The organism is Streptomyces sp. NPDC004111 (genome assembly GCF_042874215.1).
In the GTDB taxonomy this organism is placed as follows: domain Bacteria; phylum Actinomycetota; class Actinomycetes; order Streptomycetales; family Streptomycetaceae; genus Streptomyces.
The window spans coordinates 15,626-36,728 of the sequence record NZ_JBIAMU010000012.1; the positions used below are offsets into that span (position 1 = coordinate 15,626).

Consider the following 21,103-nt stretch of genomic DNA (forward strand, 5'->3'; position numbering starts at 1 on the left):
GCCGCTCAGGCCTTCCCGTACACCCAGGGCCCGCAGGCGCTGAACGCGCCGGTCCCGGCCTCGCCGACACAGGTCTGGTAGGAGAGGACGGAGTCCTCGGCGAGGTTGAAGTTGAAGTCGGCGCGGTGGTTCAGGCCGCCGGTCACCCAGTTGTTGTAGACCTTGTTCCGGTAGGGCACGTACAGCCTGCCCACCGCCGAGTGGCCGTCCTTCGCGAGGTCCTGCACCACGTGGTGGTCGCCCTCGGCCACCCACCAGGAGGCGCCGCCGGCCCCGTTGCTCCAGGCGACGGGGCCGTCCTCGGCGGTCGCGGAATCCGCCATGACCCCCGACAGCGCACCGGCCACGACCAGGGCGCCCGTCAGGGCCAGGGCGACGCGCCGCCCCCCGCTCTTGCCGCCGGGCTGCATCGCCGGCTCCCTCCCACGACTGGATCCACGCTCGACTCACGGCCGGACCCGGGCCCGGACACGCGCCCGATTCACGACCGGGAACGACCCTAACCCGCGGCGGCCCCTCCGGAAAATGTCCGGAGGGGCCGCTGAGGTGGAGAGGTTGGGTACGTACGGAACGCACCCGGGCACTGCTCGCGGGCCGAGTTCGACCTCGTCCCGACGCGCGGCCCCGCGAGGGGCCGACGGATCAGAGGCCGAGCTCGACCTCGAACTCGCCGGCCTCCAGGATCGCCTTGACCGCGGTCAGGTAACGGGCCGCGTCGGCGCCGTCCACCAGACGGTGGTCGTAGGAGAGGGCCAGGTACGTCATGTCGCGGACCGCGATGGTCTCGCCGAGGTCCGGGTGGTTGATGACCACGGGACGCTTGACGGTGGCACCGATGCCCAGGATGCCGACCTGGTTCGGGGGCACGATGACCGTGTCGAACAGCGCACCGCGCGAGCCGGTGTTGCTGATCGTGAAGGTCGCGCCGGACAGCTCGTCCGGGGTGATCTTGTTCCCGCGGACCTTGCCCGCGAGCTCCGCGGTCTTCTTGGAGATGCCGGCGAGGTTGAGGTCGCCCGCCCCCTTGATGACCGGGGTCATCAGACCCTTCTCGGAGTCCACCGCGATACCGATGTTCTCGGTGTCGAAGTAGGTGATCGTGCCCTCGTCCTCGTTGATCCGGGCGTTGACGACCGGGAAGGCCTTCAGCGCCTGGGCCGCGGCCTTGACGAAGAACGGCATCGGGGACAGCTTGACGCCCTCACGGGCGGCGAAGGAGTCCTTGGCGGCCGCACGAAGCCTCATCAGCTTGGTGACGTCCACCTCGACGACCGTGGTGAGCTGCGCCTGGCCGTGCAGCGCCTTCATCATGTTGTCGCCGATGACCTTGCGCATGCGGGTCATCTTGACCGTCTGGCCGCGCAGCGGGGAGACCTCCAGGCGGGGGGCCTTCGACGCGGCGGGCGCGGCGGCGGCGGCCGGAGCCGGGGCGGCGGCCTTGGCGGCCTCCGCGGCGGCGACGACATCCTGCTTGCGGATGCGGCCACCGACGCCCGTGCCCTTGACCTGGCCCAGGTCGACGCCGTTCTCGGCGGCGAGCTTGCGGACCAGCGGGGTCACGTACGCGCCGTCGTCCGACGAGGTCGCGGCCGGAGCCGGTGCCGGGGCGGCGGGGGCGGCCGGAGCCGGAGCGGGGGCGGCCGGAGCTGCCTGCACCGGAGCCGGAGCGGCCGGGGCGGGCTGGGCCGGTGCGGCCGGAGCCGGTGCCGGAGCGGCCGGAGCCGGGGCCGGAGCGGCGGCGGGGGCCGGAGCGGCAGCGGCCGGAGCGGCGGCCGGAGCGGCGCCCTTCGCACCGATGACGGCGAGCTTGGCGCCGACCTCGGCGGTCTCGTCCTCGCCGACGACGATCTCCAGGAGAACGCCGGAGACGGGCGCCGGGATCTCGGTGTCGACCTTGTCGGTGGAGACCTCCAGGAGCGGCTCGTCCTCGGAGACCTCCTCGCCGACCTCCTTCAGCCAGCGGGTGACGGTGCCCTCGGTGACGCTCTCGCCGAGCGCCGGGAGGGTGACGTCGGTGCCCTCGGCGGAGCCGGCGGCGGGAGCGGCCTGGGGGGCCTCCTCCTGCTTCGGCGCCTCCTGGGCGGGGGCCTCGGCCGGAGCCGGGGCGGCCTCGGCGGCCGGAGCGGCCGGGGCCTCGGCGGCGGCCGGAGCGGCGGCGGCCTCGCCACCGCCCGTGCCGTCGTCGATGATCGCGAGCTCGGCGCCGATCTCGACGGTCTCGTCCTCGGCGACCTTGATGGAGGCCAGAATGCCCGCGGCCGGGGCCGGGATCTCGGTGTCGACCTTGTCGGTCGAGACCTCGAGCAACGGCTCGTCGGCCTCGACGCGCTCGCCCTCGGCCTTGAGCCAGCGGGTGACGGTGCCCTCGGTGACGCTCTCGCCGAGCGCCGGCAGGGTTACGGAAACCGACATGGTTTCAGTTGCTCCTAACGGAAGATGTGGTGGTCGTCGCGCCCAGCGGACTGACCGGTCAAGTCGTGAACCGACCGTATTAGTCGTGGGAGTGAAGCGGCTTGCCGGCGAGGGCCAGGTGGGCCTCTCCGAGCGCCTCGTTCTGCGTCGGGTGCGCGTGGATGAGCTGCGCGACCTCGGCCGGGAGCGCTTCCCAGTTGTAGATGAGCTGCGCTTCGCCGACCTGCTCGCCCATCCGGTCACCGACCATGTGGACGCCGACCACGGCACCGTCCTTGACCTGGACGAGCTTGATCTCGCCCGCGGTCTTCAGGATCTTGCTCTTGCCGTTGCCGGCCAGGTTGTACTTCAGAGCGACGACCTTGTCCGCACCGTAGATCTCCTTGGCCTTGGCCTCGGTGATGCCCACGGAGGCGACCTCGGGGTGGCAGTACGTCACCTTCGGGACGCCGTCGTAGTCGATCGGCACGGTCTTGAGACCGGCGAGACGCTCCGCCACCAGGATGCCCTCGGCGAAGCCGACGTGCGCGAGCTGGAGGGTCGGGACGAGGTCGCCGACCGCGGAGATGGTCTCGACGTTGGTGCGCATGTACTCGTCGACCAGGACGTAGCCGCGGTCCATGGCGACGCCCTGCTCCTCGTAACCGAGGCCCTGCGAGACCGGGCCGCGGCCGATTGCGACCAGCAGCACCTCCGCCTCGAAGGTCTTGCCGTCGGCCAGCGTGACCTTGACACCGTTCTCGGTGTACTCGGCGCTCTGGAAGAAGGTGCCCAGGTTGAACTTGATGCCGCGCTTGCGGAACGCGCGCTCCAGGAGCTTGGAGCTGTTCTCGTCCTCGACCGGCACGAGGTGCTTGAGGCCCTCGACGACGGTGATGTCGGAGCCGAAGGACTTCCACGCCGAGGCGAACTCGACGCCGATGACGCCGCCGCCCAGGATGATCGCCGACTCCGGGACGCGGTCGAGCACGAGCGCGTGGTCCGAGGAGAGGATGCGGTTGCCGTCGATCTCCAGGCCCGGCAGCGACTTCGGCACGGAGCCGGTCGCCAGGAGCACGTGGCGGCCCTGGACGCGCTGGCCGTTCACGTCGACGGAGGTCGGGGAGGACAGCCGGCCCTCACCCTCGATGTACGTCACCTTGCGGGAGGCGACCAGGCCCTGAAGGCCCTTGTACAGGCCCGAGATGACCTCGTCCTTGTACTTGTGCACGCCCGCGATGTCGATGCCCTCGAAGGTCGCCTTCACGCCGAACTGCGCGGACTCGCGCGCCTGGTCGGCGATCTCGCCCGCGTGCAGCAGGGCCTTCGTCGGGATGCAGCCGTTGTGCAGGCAGGTGCCGCCCAGCTTGTTCTTCTCGATCAGTGCGACGTCGAGGCCCAGCTGGGCTCCGCGCAGCGCCGCGGCGTAACCGCCACTGCCACCGCCGAGGATCACTAGGTCGAAAACGGTGCTGGCGTCGTTCGCCACGTCACGTCCTCCATGCATGTGCGCCGGTCGCCGGTCATCGCCTGACCGGTCGGCGGGGGTGTACGGCCGCTTGTTGTTCGGCCCTGTGGTGGGGGCCCTGTCCTGCCGGTAAACCATCTTCGCACTTGTTGACGGGTGGCGGGACGCCGGGCCGGGTTCCGGGACGGGGGGTGGCCCGTCGAGCCGGAGGTGCCTCGGGGGTTACCAACGCGTACGTACGTGCAAATATTTCGTTTAGGGCGAAACGGTACGAACGCGTACGTACGGCCCCGGGCGGGCAGCCCGGGGCCGTGACGGGTACGGCTAGCCGAGGTCGCCGGCGGCGGTGCGCTCCGCCAGCTTGACCAGGGTGCGGATCGAGGAGCCGGTGCCGCCCTTGGGGGTGTAGCCGAACGGGGCGGCCTCGTGGAAGGCCGGGCCCGCGATGTCCAGGTGCGCCCAGGCGATGTCCTCGCCGACGAACTCCTGGAGGAACAGACCGGCGACCAGGCCGCCGCCCATCCGCTCGCCCATGTTGGCGATGTCGGCCGTCTCGGAGTTCATGCCCTTGCGCAGCTCGGCCGGCATCGGCATCGGCCAGGACTGCTCGCCGACCTCCTCCGCGATCTCGTGGATGGCGGTGCGGAACGACTCGTCGTTGCCCATGATGCCGAAGGTGCGGCTGCCGAGCGCCACCATCATGGCGCCGGTCAGGGTCGCCACGTCGACGATCGCGTCCGGGTTCTCCTCCGAGGCGCGGGCCAGCGCGTCGGCCAGGACCAGGCGGCCCTCGGCGTCCGTGTTGAGGACCTCGACGGTCTTGCCGCTGTACATGCGCAGCACGTCGCCGGGGCGGGTGGCGGTGCCCGACGGCATGTTCTCGGCGAGCGCCAGCCAGCCGGTGACGTTGACCTTCAGGCCCAGGCGGGCCACCGCGACGACGGCGGCGAACACGGCGGCGGCGCCGGCCATGTCGCACTTCATCGTCTCGTTGTGGCCGGCCGGCTTGAGCGAGATGCCGCCCGAGTCGTAGGTGATGCCCTTGCCGACGAAGGCGAGCGACTTGGCGCCCTTGCCCGCGGTGTAGGAGATCTTCACCAGGCGGGGGCCGTGCGCGGAGCCCGCGCCGACGCCCAGGATGCCGCCGTAGTTGCCCTTGACCAGGGCCTTCTCGTCGAGGACCTGGATCTTGAGGCCGTGCTCCTTGGCGGCGGCCTGGGCCACGGCGGCGAACGACTCGGGGTAGAGGTCGTTCGGCGGGGTGTTCACCAGGTCGCGCGCCCGGTTGATCTCCTCGGCGACGGCGACCGCGCGCTCGGCGGCGGCCTTGAACGCCTTGTCGCGCGGCTTCGCACCGAGCACGGCGACCTCGGCGAGCGGCAGCTTGGCGTCGCCCTTGTCGTCCTGGTAGGCGGTGAAGGCGTACGCGCCGAGCAGCGCGCCCTCGGCGATGGCCTCCGCGTCCTCGACCGACTCGATCGGCAGGGCGAAGCCGGCCTTCTTGGTGCCCGACAGCGCGCGGGCGGCGGCACCGGCGGCGCGGCGCAGCGACTCGGCGGCGTGCACCTCGTCCTTCTCGGGCAGCGCGCCGAGGCCGACGGCGAGCACGAGCGGGGTCTTGACGCCGGCGGGCGCGGGCAGCTTGGTCACTTCACCCTCGGCACCCGAGGCACCCAGGGTCTCCAGGACGGAGGCCAGCTTTCCGTCGAACGCCTTGTCCACGGCCTCCGCGCCGGCGGCGACGACGGGACCCTTGGGGCCCTTGGCGATACCGACGACGAGCGCGTCGGCGCGCAGCGTCGCGGCACCGGAGGTGCTGAGAGTGAGAGCAGTCACGGTGGTGAAATCTCGCTTCCTGGTTTCCTGGTGATGGCGGGAATGTGCGCCTATCGGTCGAGACTACGCGCGTGGGGGCGCTTCGATCACGCCAGCAACCAGTTCACTCATCCGTGGTGTCTCTCCGAGGTTTCGGGAGCGCGGAGCGTGAGCGATGCGTCACACTCGCCGGAGTTCGTGCAAGGGATCAGGGGATTGCTTTGCATGATTTCCACAGTTCTTCCCGGAAGCGTCCGCAAGGATGACGTACGGGAGGCCTTCGAGGGGGAGGGGAGTACGGGATGCCGTACGGAAAAGCAGCGGAGCAGGGGAGCGCGTCGGGGGCGATGCGCGCGGGCAGAGCGGGGGCGGCTCTGCTGACCGCCGGAGTGCTCGGTGTGGTGCTGGCACTGCCGCCGACCGGCGCGAGCGCCGCGGAAGTGGCCCCGCGCATCGATCTGAAGGTGCTCGTGGTCGACGACGGCGGGGAGGCCGTCTCGGCCATCGCCGACGAACTCCGCGGCAGCGGAGTGCCGTTCACCACGCTGAAGCTCGACGCCCCGGGGCGCCCGGTGATCGACGCGGCGTTCCTCAGCGACACCGTGGACGGCCGCCCGCGCGCCAAGTTCCAGGGCGTGGTGCTGCCCAACGAGGCGCCGTTCGGCGCGGACTCGGCGGAGTCGGCCGCCCTCGTCGCGTACGAGAAGACCTTCGGCATCCGTCAGGTCGACGCCTACACCTGGGCCCACCCGGGCGTCGGCCTCGACTACACCGACCAGCAGGGCTACGCCGGCCCGATGGACGGCGTCGACGCCACCGTCACCGCCGCGGGCCGGTCCGGCCCGTTCGGCTACCTCGACGGCCCGCTGAAGTTCGAGGACAACTCGCCCTCCGTGATGGAGAGCTACGGCTACGCCGCCCGCCCGCGCGAGGGCTTCACCTCGTACGTCGACATGCCCACCTCCGCCGCCACCCGCGGCAGCCTGGTCGGCGAGTACGCCCACGACGGGCGGCGCGAACTGGTGGTGACCTTCGCCTACAACAAGTACCAGCGGCAGTTCCGGGTGCTGGCGCGCGGCGTCGTCGAGTGGCTGACCCAGGGCGTACACCTCGGACAGAACCGGAACTACTTCTCCGTTCACGTCGACGACGTCTTCGCCCCGGACGCTCGCTGGAACAGCGAGCTCAACTGCACCCCGGGCGACTTCGACTGCAAGGGCGGTGAAGGGGAAGGTGCCAACCCGGTCCGGATGACGGCGGCCGACGCGAGTTACGCGGCGCAGTGGCAGCGGGAGAAGAAGTTCACCCTCGACATGGTCTTCAACGCCGGCGCGGGCGAGGAGTGGAAGGCGGAGCACGGCAACACCGACGCGCTCACCGCACAGCTGGTGGCCGACCGGGCCCAGTACCGCTGGATCAACCACACCTACACCCACCCCTTCCTGGGCTGCACCCAGGACAACACCGTCGTGCCGTGGAAGTGCGCCACCGACGCCACGGGCAAGACCCTGTGGATGAGCCGCGCCGAGATCTCCCGGCAGATCTCCGACAACCACAAGTGGGCCACCGGCAAGGGCATCGCCGTCGACCGGACCGAGCTGGTCACCGGTGAGCACTCCGGGCTCAAGACCCTGCCGCAGCAGCCCGTCGACAACCCGAACCTCGCCGGGGCGCTCGCCGACAACGGGGTCAAGTGGATCGCCGGCGACGCCTCGCGCGAACCCCAGCAGCGGGCCGCCGGCGCCGCACTCACCGTGCCCCGCCACCCGATGAACGTGTACTACAACGTGGGCACCGCCGCCGAGATGACCGACGAGTACAACTGGCTCTACACCTCCCGCGCGGACGGCGGCAGCGGCGCCTGCGAGGACAACCCGGCCTCCACCTGCATGGCGGGCCCGCTCGACGTCCGCACCGGCTACCAGGACCACATCGTCCCCCAGGAGGCCCGCACCGCGCTGAGCCACGTGATCGGCAACGACCCGCGCCCGCACTACGTCCACCAGTCCAACCTCGCGGAGGAACGGCTGCTGTACCCGGTCCTCGACAGGACCCTCGGCGACTACCGCGCCCTGTTCGCGGACAACACGCCCGTGGTCAACCCGTCGCAGCGCGAGACCGGCGTCGAGTTCACCCGGCGCGCCGCCTGGGACAAGGCGCTCGCCGCGGGCACGGTCACCGCGTACCGCATCGGCGACACCGTGACCGTCAAGGCGCCCTCCGGCGTCCTCGCACCGGTCACCGCCCCGGAGGGCACCACGAAGCAACAGCTCCTGGGCACCGCCGCGTTCGGGACGCCGTACGCGGGGGCACGTTCCGCGTGGACCGGGCCCGAGGCACTGCGCACCACCGTCACACTGAAGCTGCCGGCCGCTCCGTAACCGCACACCCGAACCACCGGCAGCGGCGCGCGGCACGACCACCGCACCAGCACAGCAGCACCGCAACAGCCGTCGGCAACTCGTCCTGGGGGGACACGAACATGAGCCGTGGGCGTCATGTCAGCATGCTCACCGAAGGCACCTATCCGCACGTCCAGGGGGGTGTCAGCACCTGGTGCGACCAACTGGTGCGGGGCATGCCCGACGTCGACTTCCATGTCGTGTCCCTCACGGGCAGCGGGCGCGAACCCGTCACCTGGGAACTGCCCGCCAACGTCTACCGGCACAGCGTGGTCCCGCTGTGGGGCGCGGCCGACACCTCCCGCTCCGCCCGCCCCAGGGGACGGGCGAAGCGGGACTTCCTCGCCACCTACGAACGCTTCCTGCTCTCGATCCTGGACCCCTCCGCGGGCTGCGACTTCGGCCGCGAGCTGTACGCACTGGCCGAACTCGCCCGGCAGGGCAGACTCACCGCGGCCCTGGCCGGCGAGGAGGTGCTGCGCGCCCTGACCTGGATCTGGACCATGCCGCACCTGGACACCGCCCGCGCCAGGCCCACCCTGCACGACGCACTCATAGCCACCGACCTCCTCGACCACCTGCTGCGCCCGCTGGGCGCCAGGATCCCGGACGGCAGCATCGCCCACGCGGTCAGCAGCGGGCTGGCCACCCTGCCCGCCCTCACCGCCAAGCACTTCGACGGGGCGCCCTTCCTCCTCACCGAACACGGCATCTACCTGCGCGAGCGCTACCTCGGCTACCGCTCGGCCGCCCAGCGCTGGCCGGTCAAGGCACTGCTCCTCGGCTTCTACCGGGAGCTCAACTCCCTCGGCTACCGCGAGGCCGACCTGATCACCCCCTGCAACCAGTACAACCGCAGGTGGGAGGAGCGCGGCGGCGCCGACCCCGGCCGCATCCGCACCGTCTACAACGGCGTCGACCCCCAGCTCTTCCCGCACGCGGGCCCCGAGCCCGAGGTCCCCACCCTCAGCTGGGCGGGCCGGATCGACCCGATCAAGGACCTGGAGACCCTGGTACGGGCGTACGCGATCTGCCGCACCGCACTCCCGGCCCTGCGGCTGCGGCTCTTCGGCGGTGTGCCCGAGGGCGGCGAACCGTACCGCACCAAGCTGGAGAAGCTCGCCGCCGAACTCGGCGTGAGCGACGGCATCAGCTACGAGGGACGGGTCTCGGACGTCGCGCGGGCCTACGCCGCGGGCAGCGTCGTGATGCTCTCCAGCATCAGCGAGGGCTTCCCGTTCAGCATCATCGAGGCCATGTCCTGCGGGCGCACCACCGTCTCCACCGACGTCGGCGGCGTCCGCGAGGCGGTCGGCGACACCGGACTCGTCGTCCCGCCGCGCGAACCGGAGGCGATGGCCCGCGCCACCCTGGAACTCCTGCGGGACGACGAACGGCGCGCCCGGCTCGGCGCGGCCTCCCGCCAGCGCGTCATCGACCAGTTCACCCTGCGCCGCTCCATCGAGGGCTTCCGCGGCATCTACCAGGAACTGGACGGCGTGCCCGAGCCGGTCGCCCACGAACTGCCCGGCGAGTGGACCACCCGGCTGCGGCTGCCCGACCCGTGGCGGGCGATGACGGCGGACGGCTCCACCTGGTGACCGTCCGCCAGGGGGCCGCCCGCCCGGCCCCCGCCCGCCCGGGGCCGGCCCCCGGCAGCGACCGCGACACGGCAGGCGGCGCCGACGCGCCCACCGCGAAAGGGACTTCATGAGCGGCCCGATGTGGCTGACGCCCGACGACCGGCAGGACACCCTGCCGGCCATACCGCGACCGCGGCCCGCCTGGGCCACCGCCGCGGACCCCATGGACGAGCTCGCCCGACGGCTGCACGACCTGATAGAGGCCGCCGTCCACCCCGACGAGATCGCCGCCATCCTGGAGTCCGACGGGATGAACGACGAGCACATCCGGCTCACCTACGGCCGGGCCAACTCCTTCGAACTCGCCGAGGACCTCTACGCGCGCGTGCCCCGCGCCTACCCCGAACCGGAGATGTCGCCCGGCGACCCCTGGCACATCAGCCTGCTCCCGTGCCTGCTGCGCGGCCTGGTCTTCGCCCTGCCCGGACTCGCGTACGTACTGGGCGCGCCCTTCGCCACCGGCGCCACCCCGATCACCGTCCTCGTCGCCGGCGCGCTGACCGGCTGGGCCTGGAACCAGGCGCTGGCCCACCGCGCGTACACCTGGCTCGGCCTGGGCGACCGGCGCGCCGCCACCCGCGCCCTGCTCACCGGGGCACCGCTCGGCGCCCTGCTCGGCACGGCCGTGGCACTCGCCTTCGCCGGCAGCGGGCAGGGCGCGGCCGTCGCCTTCGCCTCCGTACAGGCCCTCTACCAGGCGGCGGCCACCGTCCTGCTGGTCCTCGGCCGGGAGCGGCTGCTGCTCGTCGCGCTCGCCCCGATGTCCGCGGGCGCCGTCCTCGCCCTGGTGTACGACGTCCCCGACCCGGTCCGCATCGCCCTGCTCGCCCTCTCGCCGCTGGCCGTGCTCGCGCTGGCGGCGGCGGAACTGCTGCGCGGGAGCGGCGGCCGGGGCCGCGAGGCGGCCGTCACCGTGCGCGGGCCCGCCGGGCCCAAGGTGCTGGGGTCCGTGCCGTACGGGGTGTTCGGCCTGGCCACCGGCGTGCTGGTGCTGCACGCGGCGCTCGGGGACGTCCTCGCGGGCGGCGCCGCCGGAGCCGCCGCCGCGCCCGGCGCGGTCGCCCTGACGCTCAGCATGGGCCCGGCGGAGTGGCTGCTGCACAAGTTCCGCAGCGGCACCCTGGCCGGGCTGCGGGCCGCCACCACGCCGAAGGAGTTCCGGTGGGCGACCGCCCTGACCCTGCTGCGCTGCCTGGGGGTCTACCTGCTGGTCCTGGCGGGCCTGGCCGCGGCCGGGACGCTGGTGTGGCCGCAGGCGGAGGGCTTCGACGGGCCGCGCGCGGCGGGGCTGCTGCTCATCGGCACCCTGATGTGGACCGGACTGCTGCTCCAGGCGTTCGGCGCGGTGCTCGTGGCGGCCTCGGTGTGCGGGGCGGCGGCCCTCGTGCAGACCCTGGCCGTGCTCGGCGGGGCGCCGCAGGGCACCTCGCTGGCGGCGCCGGGGCTGGCCGCCGTGCTGCTGACCGCACTGGTGTGCCTCACGCTGGGAAGGGCCGCGGCACACCGGCCGTGACCCGGCGCACCACGACCGGCCGCGCCGCGGCCCCGCACTCGCGGTGAGGACGCCCCGCGGCCCCGCTCCCGCGGTGGGGCCGCGCCGCACTCCGCTCCCGCCGCGGGGCCGGGGCACCACCCACGACGACCGAGGACCCCGAGGAACCGCTCCGTGACCCAACTGCTCGTCCCGCTCTACGAACACCCCGCCGACCGCCCCGAGGCCTGGGCGGCGGTCCTGCGTGCGCCGGAGCGGCTCTACGGGGTGATCCTCAACCCGGCCAGCGGCCCCGGCACCGCGAGCGACCCGGCGTTCGCCGAGGTCGCGGGCCTGCTGCGGGCGGCCGGGGTGCGCGTCCTCGGGTACGTCGACACCGACTACGCACGCCGTCCGCACGCCGCCGTGGTGGCGGACCTGCTCCGGCACCGCGACTGGTACGGCACCGACGGCGTCTTCCTCGACCAGGTCTCCTCCGGCCCCGACGCCCTCGCCCACTACCGCAGGCTGGCGGTGGCCGCCCGGGAGACCGGTGCGAGGTCGCTGGTGCTCAACCACGGGGTGCACCCCGACCCCGCCTACCTCCCGCTCGCCGACGTCCTGGTGACGTTCGAGGGGAACTGGCGGAGCTACCAGGCGCAGGACCCGGTCCCCGGGTGGACCAGGGCCCACCCGGCGGACCGTTTCTGCCATCTGGTGTACGAGGCCCCCACCGACATCTCCGCGCTGGCCGCCATAAGGGGCGCCGCGGTCCACTGCGCGGTGCCGGGCGGCGGCGCCCACCCGTGGGGCACCCTGCCGCACGGGCTCGGCGACCAGGGGCCGGGGGCACGGGGATGAGGCGCGCCGTACGCCGCCGCCCGGCCCGGACCGCGGGACTGCTGGTGCTCCTGCTGCTCCTGGTGGCGGGGTGCTCCGCAGAGCCCGATCCCGGCCCGTCGCCCGTACCGGGCCCGAGCACCTCCACCGGCCCCCGCTGGCAGCCGCGCCCCGGCGTGGCCTGGCAGTGGCAGCTCAGCGGCAGGGTCGACCTGTCGGTCGACGTACCGGTGTACGACGTCGACGGGCACACCACGTCCGCCGCGACGGTCGCCGCGCTGCACGCCAGGGGCCGCAAGGTCATCTGCTACCTGTCGACCGGGGCGTGGGAGGACTTCCGCCCGGACTCCGCCCGGTTCCCCGCCGAGGTCCTGGGCAGGGGCAACGGCTGGAAGGGCGAGCGCTGGCTCGACATCCGCCGCACCGACGTCCTGGAACCGCTGATGGCCGCGCGCCTGGACATGTGCCGCGACAAGGGCTTCGACGCGGTCGAGCCGGACAACATGGACGGCCACCTCAACCGGACCGGCTTCCCGCTCACCGCCGCCGACCAGCTCCGCTACAACCGGCTGATCGCCCGCCTCGCCCACCGGCGCGGCATGGCGGTCGGTCTGAAGAACGACCTGGAGCAGATCCCCCAGCTGGTGAAGGACTTCGACTTCGCGGTCAACGAGCAGTGCGCCGAGTTCGACGAGTGCGCGCGGCTGACCCCGTTCGTCAGGGCGGGCAAGGCGGTCTTCCACGTGGAGTACGAACTCGCGAACGGGGAGTTCTGCGCGCAGGCGAGGCAGCTGGGGCTCAGCTCCATGCGCAAGCGCTACGAACTGGGCGTCTGGCGGAGCGCCTGCTGAGCGCTCAGCCCAGGGCCAGTACGACGAGCGCCGTCGTCGCCGCGGTCTCCGCGAGCGCGCCGAAGACGTCACCCGTCACCCCGCCGAAGCGGCGCACGCAGTGGGCCAGCAGCAACTGGGCCGAGCCCAGTGCGGCCAGCACCGCCAACCCGTGGTGCAGGGCCCCGGACGGGCCGAGGGCCAGCCCCGCCGCCGCGCACAGCAGCGTGCCGGTCAGGGCCGCGAGGAGGGCGCCGCGCACCGGGAGCACGCCCGCCACCGCCGCCCCCAGGCCGCCGGGGCGGGCGGCGGGGACACCGGCGCGCGAGGCCAGGGTGAGCGCGAGCCTGGCCGCGACGGCCGAGACCAGCGCGGCCAGCGCACCGTGCGCCCATCCGGCCGCGTACAGCTGCGCGTACACCGCCACCTGCGCCAGCAGGACGAACAGCAGCGTGATGACGCCGAACGGGCCGATGTCCGACTGCTTCATGATGTCCAGGGCCGTCGCTGCGGGCTTCGCGCTGCCGAGCCCGTCGGCGGTGTCCGCGAGCCCGTCCAGGTGCAGCCCCCGGGTGAGGGCGGCGGGTACGGCGGCGGAGCCGACGGCGGCGAGCAGCGGGCCCGAGCCGAGCAGGAGGAGCAGTGCGCCCAGCGCCGCCGCGCACAGTCCCACCACGGCGCCCGCCACCGGCGCGCTCCGCATGCCCGCACGCGCCGCCTGCCGGTCCCAGCGGGTGACGTGCACGGGCAGAACGGTGAGGGTGCCGAAGGCGAACCGCAGGCCGTCCTGGAGGGTGGGGCGTGCCGAGGACGGCGGGGGAGGAGTGCTCACCGGCCGCAGGCTATCGGGCGGCTCCACCCGATAGGTTTCGCATTGCGTACAAAACAGACAGAGTGAAGTGAGTGGCATGGGTCACTGGATGGACCGCAACATCGTCGAGCCGGGAAAGCTCCCGCTCTTCCTCGCGCTGCTCTCCTTCGTGCTGTCCTTCCTGGTCACCCGCACCATCACCCGTCTGATCCGGGCGGGCAAGGGGCCGTTCCGCAACGTCACGCCGGGCGGCATGCACATCCACCACGTGGTGCCCGGGGTCGTCCTCACCACCATCGGCGGCTTCGGAGCGGTGGCCAGCGGGCGGCACGGGGTGGGCTCCGCGGTGTGCGCGGTCATCTTCGGGGTGGGCGCGGGACTGGTGCTGGACGAGTTCGCGCTGATCCTTCACCTCGACGACGTCTACTGGACCGAGCAGGGCCGCACCAGCGTCGAGATCGTCGTGCTCACCGCGGCACTGGTGCTGCTGGTGCTGACCGGGTCGCTCCCCTTCGGGGTGAACGACCTGACGGAGGAGGAGACGCAGAGCAGAGGGCTGTTCATCCTCAACATCGCCATCAACGCGATGTGGTCGGTGGTCGCCCTCTTCAAGGGCAAGGTGCGCACCGCCCTGTTCGGCATCGTCGTGCCGATGGTCGGGCTCGTCGGCGCCGTCCGGCTGGCCCGCCCCAACTCGCCGTGGGCGCGGCGCTTCTACCGCAACCGCCCCCGGGCGCGGGCCAGGGCGATGCGCCGCGTCTACCGCCACGACCGCCGCTGGACCCGCCGGGTGCGGGCCTTCCAGGACTGGCTGGGCGGGGCACCGGACAAGGGAACGCCCGGCAGCTGACCGACGGGGTCGGCGGACTGCCGGGCTCGTGCAGCCGGAACGCCGGAACGCCGGAACGCCGGAACGCCGGAACGCAGGGCTCCGGGCGCGGCCGGGCGTCAGCCGCCGGCCGCCGGCCGTTCCGGTGCGCCCCGCCGCCTGCGCAGCGCCGCCTCCACCAGCATCAGTACGAAGATCCCCAGCAGCGCCGCGATGTGCTCCTTGCCCGCCAGGTTCGACTTGACGATCACCTCGACGACCATGGCCAGGACCACCGCCCCCGCCGTCCAGCGCGCGCCGTACCGCCAGCAGACGTACAGCGCCAGGCCCACCACCGCGGCCGAGGGGCCGGTGTCGACCACGGCCTTGTCGACCTCCGGCAGCCCCGCCGGGTTGTCCGGTCCCAGGGCCACGCCCACACGCGCGTAGAGCGTCCCCGAGAGGGTGGCCACGTACGCCAGGAACAGGGTCTTCCAGCGCCCCAGGCAGATCTCCGCGATGCCGAACACCAGCAGCACCTGGGCCAGCGCCCCCCACACCGGCAGGTCGAGCGCGGGCACGAACAGCGACAGCGGGGTGCGCAGGAGGGACACCAGCAGCGGGTCCTCGGCGCGCACCGCGCCGATGTTCTGGACGGCCTGGTAGCCCCAGTCCTGGTTCTGCACGACCTGGAACAGCGAGGTCAGGCAGACCGCCGCCAGGGTCATCGGGATCGCCCGCCAGGTGCGGGTGACCAGCGCCGCGCGCACCCGCGCGTACAGCGGCCCCCACTCGCGCCGGGCGAACCGGCGCAGCGAGGAGTCGGGGACGACTGTGGCGGTCACGTTCTCTTCCCCGTCTCCAGGTGCTTGCGGTGCAGCCACTTGGGCAGTCCCGGGGCCTCCAGGAACCCCTCGGCGCGCCCGGCGGCGATGCCGATGCGCAGCAGGTCGGCACTCTTCTCGAAGAGCATGAAGCGAGGCTCCCAGATCGGTCGGTACTTGGCATTGGCCCGGTACAACGATTCGATCTGCCACCAGCGCGAGAAGAAGCTCAGCAGCGAGCGCCACAGCCTCAGCACCGGTCCCGCACCGAGGCGTGCACCACGCTCGAAGACCGACCGGAACATCGCGAAGTTCAGTGACACCTGAGTGATCCTGATCTCGGCGGCCCGCTGGAGCAGCTCGATGACCATGAACTCCATCAGCCCGTTCTCGGAGTCCCGGTCGCGGCGCATCAGGTCCAGCGAGAGCCCCTTGGGCCCCCACGGAACGAAGCTGAGGACCGCCCGCAGCTCGCCCTCGCCGTCCGTGCACTCCAGCATCACGCAGCGCCCGTCGCCCGGGTCGCCGAGCCGCCCCAGCGCCATCGAGAAGCCGCGCTCGGTGGCCCCGTCCCGCCAGTCGTCGGCCTTGCGCAGCAGCTCGGCCATCTCGTCCTCGGGGATCTCCTCGTGCCGGCGGATGCGCACCTGGTACCCGGCCCGCTTCACCCGGTTGTACGCCTGGCGCACGGTCCGCATCGCGCGGCCCTCCAGGGTGAACTCGGCGGTCTCCACGATCGCCTCGTCACCCAGCTCCAGCGCGTCGAGACCGTGCCGGGCGTAGATCGTGCCCGCCTCCTCGCTCGCGCCCATCACGGCGGGCACCCAGCCGTGCTCGCGGGCCTCCGCCAGCCACGGCTCGATCGCACCGGGCCAGGCCTCCGGGTCGCCGATCGGGTCGCCCGAGGCGAGCGAGACCCCGCCGACCACCCGGTAGGTGACCGCGGCCTTGCCGGTCGGCGACCAGATGGCGCTCTTCTCGCGGCGCAGCGCGAAGTAGCCGAGGGAGTCGCGCTCGCCCTGCTTGGCCAGCAGCGCCCGCAGCTTCTCCTCGTCCTCGTCCGACAGCGGGTCGACGGCCCGCCGGGCGCGGAAGGCGGCCAGCATGACACCGATCAGCAGGGCGGTGCTCATGATGTTGATCGTGACGTTGACCCAGCCCGGGGTCATGATCCCGGCGAACTGGTCGTCCGGCGCCGCCAGCGAGATCAGCCGGGCCACCCCGTAGCGCCAGCGCTCCAGGAACGTCGAGGAGCCGGCCCCGTGCGAGGCGGTGTTGGTGACGGTCACCAGCAGCGCCGCCAGCAGCGAGGTGACCATGAGCCCGCCCACCGCGACGGCGGCGGCCAGCTTCGGATTGGACCGGTCGCCCTTCGCGTAGAACTCGCGGCGGCCCAGCAGCAGCGACACGAAGAACAGCCCGGTCAGCACCAGCGAGACCCAGTTGTGCGGGTACTGCCGGACCTCGGGGAAGGCCATCACCAGCGCGAACAGCAGGAAGAACAGCCCGCTGAGCACCGTGTTGGCGATCCACGCGGCCCGCTTGCGGCGCCGCATGGTGACCGCCATGACCAGCGCGAACAGCCCCGCGGAGAAGCCCGCCGTCAGCAGGTACGGGGTGAAGTAGTCGCCCTCGTTGTGCCGCCGCAGGTCCTGGCCGAGGGAGACCCACACGGCGCTCAGGAAGCAGATGAACGTCACGACCCGCAGGTACCAGACCGCGAACGCCGCGCTGCGCCGGGAAAGCGGCGTACTGCGGCGCGCCGCGGACGCGGGCGGTGCTGTTTTGGGTGTTCCTTCGGTGGCCAAGCGGACATCTCCCATAAAACGCGATGATATGGGTCATTGCGTTCTGTGAGACACCACGCCGGTGCCGGTCGGCGCCCCGGCGACGGACGACGCACCACCGGCCGGCGACCGCGCCCGCCAGGGGCCCGGCGCCCCTGGGAACTCAGCCCTCCGCTGCCGCTTCGGCGTCCTTCGCGTCGTCGGCAGCCCCGTCCCGTACGGGCAGCTCCGCGGCGAGCGCGGAAGCGGCCTGTACCAGCGGAAGTGCCAGCAATGCCCCCGTTCCTTCGCCCACAGTGACGCCTTGATCGAGCAGAGGGTTGAGCGCCATCCGGTCAAGGGCCTTGTCCTGGGCCGGCTCGCCGCTGACCTGCCCGGCCAGCCACCAGTCCGGCGCCCGGAACGCGGCCCGCTGGGCCACCAGCGCGCACGCCGCCGAGACCACCCCGTCCAGGATCACGGGCGTGCGGCGCACCGCGCACTGGAGCAGGAACCCGGTCATCGCGGCGACGTCCGCCCCGCCCACGGCGGCCAGCAGCTCCAGCTGGTCGCCCAGCACCGGCCGGGCCCGCCGCAGCGAGTCGCGCACCGCCGCGCACTTGCGCATCCACGCCAGGTCGTCGATGTGCGCGCCGCCGCGCCCGGTGACCACCGAGGCGTCGGTGCCGCAGAGCGCGGCGACCAGAGTGGCGGCGACGGTGGTGCCGCCCACGCTCAGGTCCCCGAGCACCACCAGGTCGGTCCCGGCGTCCGCCTCCTCGTCGGCGATCGCCATGCCCATCCGTACGGCCGTCTCGGCCTCCAGGGGGGTCAGCGCGTCCTCGATGTCGATACGGCCCGAGCCGCGCCGCACCCGGTGCCGCACGACCTCCTCGGGCAACAGGGCGGGGTCGCAGTCGAGCGAGGCGTCGACGACCCGCACCGGCACGTCCACGCTCCGCGCCAGCACCGCCACCGGGCTCGTCCCGTCCAGCACCGCCCGCACCAGCCGGTGGGCCGAACCGGCCTCGCGCGCCGACACGTCGAGCCCGGCGATCCCGTGGTCCCCGGCGAACAGCACCACCTTGGCCCGCTCCAGGGGCCGCACCGGTACGGACCCCTGGGCCGCCGCCAGCCACTCGCCCAGCTCGTCCAGCCGGCCCAGCGTTCCGGGCGCCACGGCGAAACGTTCCCGCCGCTCCTCGGCGTCCCGGCGCACACCGCTGTCCGGACGCTCGATCAGATCGGAGAAATCATCAAGATTCAACACGCTCATTCGCCGAACAGTACCGGCCCCCCGGGCCTTTACCGCAGTCTCAGCACCTGCCCGGCCACCACCAGCAGGACCTCCTCGCACTCCGCCGCGAACCGTGCGTTCAACCGGCCGAGTTCGTCCCGGAAACGCCGTCCGGCGGCCGTCGCGGGCACCACCCCCGACCCCACCTCGTTGCTCACCGCGACGACGGTCCTGCCGGTCTCCCGCACCGCCCGCACCAGCTCGTCCACCCGCTCGGCCAGCGCGGCCCGGCCGCCCGCCGCCCACTTCTCCTCGTCCCACGCCCCGACCCGGTCCATCGCGTCGGTGAGCCACAGCGCCAGACAGTCGACCAGCAGCGGCGGCCCGTCCTGCGCCAGCAGCTCCGCCACGTCGCAGGTCTCCGCGGTGTGCCAGCCGGCCGGGCGCCGCTGCCGGTGCAGCCCGATCCGCTCGGCCCACTCCGCGTCGCCGTCCCGGCGTCCGCCGGTCGCCACGTACACCACGCCGGGGAAGCCCTCCAGCCGCCGCTCGGCCTCCACCGACTTGCCCGACCTGGCCCCGCCCAGCACCAGGGTGCGCCGCGGCACGTCCGGCACCGCCCCGTACTCCCCGGCCTCCAGGGTGGTCCCGTCCGGTACGGCGCGGGCCCCCAGCGCCGCCAGCCGCCGGTCCGTCTCAACGCCCGGCGGCACGTCGTGGTCCAGGTGCACGGCGACGACGTCGGTGGACGGCAGTACGGCCCCCCAGTCCCGCAGCCGGGCCAGCGCGTCCGGCCGGCCCAGCACGTCCAGCACGACCACGTCGTACGGCCGCATGCCGCCCTCCCCGGCGGGCGCGCCGCCCGGCGGCAGGTACAGCAGCCGGTCGCCCTCCACGGAGGTCACCTCGTACCCCGTACCGGGGGAGTCCATCGGCACCGCCCGCACCCGGTGCCCGCTGATCAGCGTCAACTCCTGGCCGTCCGGCACCCGTCCGGCGCGCGGCAGCCCCGGCGGCAGTTCGACCGGCGGCCCGTCGTGCGGATGCGTGAGCAGTACCTGCCGTACGCCGCCCAGCGACTGCCCCGCCCGCGCGGCGGCCAGCGCCGCCCCCGGGGTCAGGTCGAGCAGCAGGGCCCCGTCCACCAGCAGCGCGGTGGCGCCGCGGGTACGGGTGCCCCGGGCGGTCGCGCAGCTCGCGCAGGGGCAGTCGGGGCGGGGCAGGCCGGTGGGTGCGCCGGTTCCGAGGAGAGTCAGTTCCACGGGACGATCCTCCCGTGTCCTTGTGCGGACTGCGCGCCCGGCTACGCTGCGAGCAGCATCGATCGACCCGGGAGGCGTACATGGCGTGGACGTGGCGGTTCGAAACGGCAGACGGAACGGAGACCCAACCGGCCGTCGAGCCGGAGGAGTTCACCACGCAGGGCGACGCGGAGTCCTGGCTGGGCGAGGTCTGGAAGGACCTGCTGGAGGGCGGGGCGGCGCAGGTGACGCTGTCGGAGGACGGCAAGAAGGTCTACGGGCCGATGAGCCTGAACGCGGACAGCTGAGTCCCTGGGGGAGCGGGGGCGAGCATCCGTCGCCCCCCTTCCCGGGGCTTCCCCGGCCCGGATCGGTCCGATCCTGCCCGGTCAGGTCAGGTCAGGTCAGGTCCGGCCGGCCGGGGTCGCCCCTGCGGAGGCGGGCCGGGGAGGGGGCTACATCTCGCCCAGTGTCGCCTCGACCGTCTTCTCCGCCCCGTCCCGCACGAACCGCACCTTCATCCGCTGTCCCGGCTTCGCCGAAGCCAGCGTCTCGGTCAGGGCGGTGATCGTCGTCACCTCCGTACTGTCGAGCCCGACGATCACGTCCCCGGGTTCGATGCCCGCGCCCGCCGCGGCCCCGTCCTTGGCCACGGCCACCACCGCGACCCCGGTCGGGCGGAAGTCGTCGTCGAGCACCGTGCGGCCGGAGACGCCCAGGGCGGCCCGGCCGGAGTCCGTCACCTTGCCCGTCCGGATGATCTGGTCGGCCACCGTGCGCACCATCGAGACCGGGATCGCGAATCCGATGCCGGGTGCCGCCCCGCCGCCCATCTGCGGGTCGCTGGCGGCCAGCGTGGGGATGCCGACGACCTGACCGTCCAGGTTCACCAGGGCGCCCCCGCTGTTGCCCGGGTTGATCGCCGCCGAGGTCTGCACCATGTTGCCGATGGTGGCCCCGGTCCCGCCGCCGCTCCGCGGCTCGCTCACCGTACGGCCGACCGCCGAGACGATGCCCTGGGTGACGCTGCTGGACAGGCCCAGCGGGCTGCCCATGGCCAGGACGATCTGCCCGACCGCCACCTTCTCCGAGTCCCCGAACCGGGCCGCCTTCACCCCGGCCGGGACCTTGTCCAGCTTGATGACGGCCAGGTCCTGCTCCGGGTACGCGGCCACCAGTCTGGCGCTCATCTTGTCGCCGCCGGTGGCGACGGTGACCTTGAACGTCTTCTCCTCGCCCACCACATGGGCGTTGGTCACGACGTGGCCCTTGTCGTCGTACACCACCCCGGAACCCAGCCCCTCGCTCGCGTCGATCTGCACGACCGACGGCAGGGCCTGCTGGATCACCTGCTGGTAGTCCTCCTCCAGCTCCCGCGTCCCGCCGGTGCCGGAGGACGCGCGGGCCGCGGCGGCCGTCGCGGTGGCGGCGGAGGCCGCCGAGCCCGGTGGGGCCGGCTCCGAGCAGCCGGAGAGCAGGGACACGGCACAGCTTCCCGCGACGATCGGGAGCAGAAGGCGGCGTGCGGGGGCGCGTCGAAGCGTTCCATCCATGTC

17 protein-coding genes are annotated in these 21,103 nt (G+C 73.0%); 7 read left to right on the forward strand and 10 right to left on the reverse strand.

Features of this window, described 5'->3' with window-relative positions; translation table 11 throughout:
• Window positions 1-5: 5 nt before the first annotated feature.
• From ACFYVL_RS23145 to ACFYVL_RS23160, 4 genes are all read right to left on the reverse strand, one after another.
• Window positions 6-410 (reverse strand): hypothetical protein, encoded by a 405-nt coding sequence (locus ACFYVL_RS23145; RefSeq protein ID WP_389247731.1) that lies wholly within the window; start codon window positions 408-410, stop codon window positions 6-8.
• A 232-nt stretch (window positions 411-642) separates the two neighbouring features.
• Entirely contained in the window at window positions 643-2,412 is a 1,770-nt protein-coding gene (sucB, locus tag ACFYVL_RS23150) for a 2-oxoglutarate dehydrogenase, E2 component, dihydrolipoamide succinyltransferase (RefSeq protein ID WP_389247733.1), read from the reverse strand.
• A gap of 79 nt (window positions 2,413-2,491) precedes the next feature.
• Window positions 2,492-3,880, reverse strand: coding sequence for a dihydrolipoyl dehydrogenase (gene lpdA / locus ACFYVL_RS23155; RefSeq protein WP_389247735.1), 1,389 nt, complete (start codon window positions 3,878-3,880; stop codon window positions 2,492-2,494).
• A 303-nt stretch (window positions 3,881-4,183) separates the two neighbouring features.
• The gene (locus ACFYVL_RS23160; RefSeq protein ID WP_389247737.1) at window positions 4,184-5,695 is read right to left on the reverse strand and encodes a leucyl aminopeptidase; all 1,512 of its coding nucleotides are present in this window, start codon (window positions 5,693-5,695) and stop codon (window positions 4,184-4,186) included.
• Window positions 5,696-5,976: 281 nt separating this feature from the next.
• Between ACFYVL_RS23160 and ACFYVL_RS23165 the strand changes: the two genes are divergently transcribed.
• The 5 genes from ACFYVL_RS23165 (at window position 5,977) to ACFYVL_RS23185 (ending at window position 12,881) form a co-directional block, all read left to right on the forward strand.
• Window positions 5,977-8,055 (forward strand): hypothetical protein, encoded by a 2,079-nt coding sequence (locus tag ACFYVL_RS23165; RefSeq protein ID WP_389247739.1) that lies wholly within the window; start codon window positions 5,977-5,979, stop codon window positions 8,053-8,055.
• Window positions 8,056-8,156: 101 nt separating this feature from the next.
• Window positions 8,157-9,677, forward strand: a complete 1,521-nt coding sequence (gene pelF / locus ACFYVL_RS23170) for a GT4 family glycosyltransferase PelF (RefSeq protein ID WP_389247741.1) — start codon at window positions 8,157-8,159, stop codon at window positions 9,675-9,677.
• A 109-nt stretch (window positions 9,678-9,786) separates the two neighbouring features.
• Window positions 9,787-11,232, forward strand: coding sequence for a hypothetical protein (locus ACFYVL_RS23175; RefSeq protein WP_389247743.1), 1,446 nt, complete (start codon window positions 9,787-9,789; stop codon window positions 11,230-11,232).
• Window positions 11,233-11,385: 153 nt separating this feature from the next.
• Window positions 11,386-12,051, forward strand: a complete 666-nt coding sequence (locus ACFYVL_RS23180) for a spherulation-specific family 4 protein (protein WP_389247745.1) — start codon at window positions 11,386-11,388, stop codon at window positions 12,049-12,051.
• Complete coding sequence (locus ACFYVL_RS23185) at window positions 12,048-12,881, forward strand: endo alpha-1,4 polygalactosaminidase (RefSeq protein WP_389247747.1); 834 nt, start codon at window positions 12,048-12,050, stop codon at window positions 12,879-12,881. Before ACFYVL_RS23180 ends, ACFYVL_RS23185 begins: the two co-directional genes overlap by 4 nt.
• Window positions 12,882-12,885: 4 nt before the next feature.
• On the opposite strand, the gene ACFYVL_RS23190 is transcribed toward ACFYVL_RS23185, so the two are convergent.
• Window positions 12,886-13,692, reverse strand: coding sequence for an adenosylcobinamide-GDP ribazoletransferase (locus tag ACFYVL_RS23190; protein ID WP_389247749.1), 807 nt, complete (start codon window positions 13,690-13,692; stop codon window positions 12,886-12,888).
• Between the two features lie 76 nt (window positions 13,693-13,768).
• On the opposite strand from ACFYVL_RS23190, the gene ACFYVL_RS23195 reads away from it, so the two are divergent.
• Window positions 13,769-14,521, forward strand: coding sequence for a hypothetical protein (locus ACFYVL_RS23195; RefSeq protein ID WP_389247751.1), 753 nt, complete (start codon window positions 13,769-13,771; stop codon window positions 14,519-14,521).
• 98 nt (window positions 14,522-14,619) lie between these two features.
• On the opposite strand, the gene ACFYVL_RS23200 is transcribed toward ACFYVL_RS23195, so the two are convergent.
• From ACFYVL_RS23200 to ACFYVL_RS23215, 4 genes are all read right to left on the reverse strand, one after another.
• Window positions 14,620-15,324 carry a hypothetical protein gene (locus tag ACFYVL_RS23200; RefSeq protein ID WP_389247753.1) on the reverse strand — a complete coding sequence of 235 codons (705 nt, stop codon included), beginning with the start codon at window positions 15,322-15,324 and terminating at the stop codon, window positions 14,620-14,622.
• On the reverse strand, window positions 15,321-17,126 hold the full coding sequence (locus ACFYVL_RS23205) for a phosphatidylglycerol lysyltransferase domain-containing protein (RefSeq protein ID WP_389247755.1): 1,806 nt from the start codon (window positions 17,124-17,126) through the stop codon (window positions 15,321-15,323). The genes ACFYVL_RS23200 and ACFYVL_RS23205 overlap by 4 nt, the downstream gene beginning before the upstream one ends.
• Window positions 17,127-17,253: 127 nt before the next feature.
• A complete protein-coding gene (locus tag ACFYVL_RS23210; RefSeq protein WP_389247757.1) occupies window positions 17,254-18,345 on the reverse strand; it encodes a nicotinate-nucleotide--dimethylbenzimidazole phosphoribosyltransferase in 1,092 nt (363 codons plus the stop codon).
• 29 nt (window positions 18,346-18,374) lie between these two features.
• Window positions 18,375-19,568 (reverse strand): bifunctional adenosylcobinamide kinase/adenosylcobinamide-phosphate guanylyltransferase, encoded by a 1,194-nt coding sequence (locus ACFYVL_RS23215; RefSeq protein ID WP_389247759.1) that lies wholly within the window; start codon window positions 19,566-19,568, stop codon window positions 18,375-18,377.
• A gap of 80 nt (window positions 19,569-19,648) precedes the next feature.
• Here ACFYVL_RS23215 and ACFYVL_RS23220 point away from each other — a divergent pair, with 80 nt between their 5' ends.
• On the forward strand, window positions 19,649-19,855 hold the full coding sequence (locus ACFYVL_RS23220) for a hypothetical protein (RefSeq protein ID WP_389247761.1): 207 nt from the start codon (window positions 19,649-19,651) through the stop codon (window positions 19,853-19,855).
• A 147-nt stretch (window positions 19,856-20,002) separates the two neighbouring features.
• On the opposite strand, the gene ACFYVL_RS23225 is transcribed toward ACFYVL_RS23220, so the two are convergent.
• Window positions 20,003-21,100, reverse strand: a complete 1,098-nt coding sequence (locus ACFYVL_RS23225; RefSeq protein WP_389247763.1) for a S1C family serine protease — start codon at window positions 21,098-21,100, stop codon at window positions 20,003-20,005.
• Window positions 21,101-21,103 lie beyond the last annotated feature (3 nt).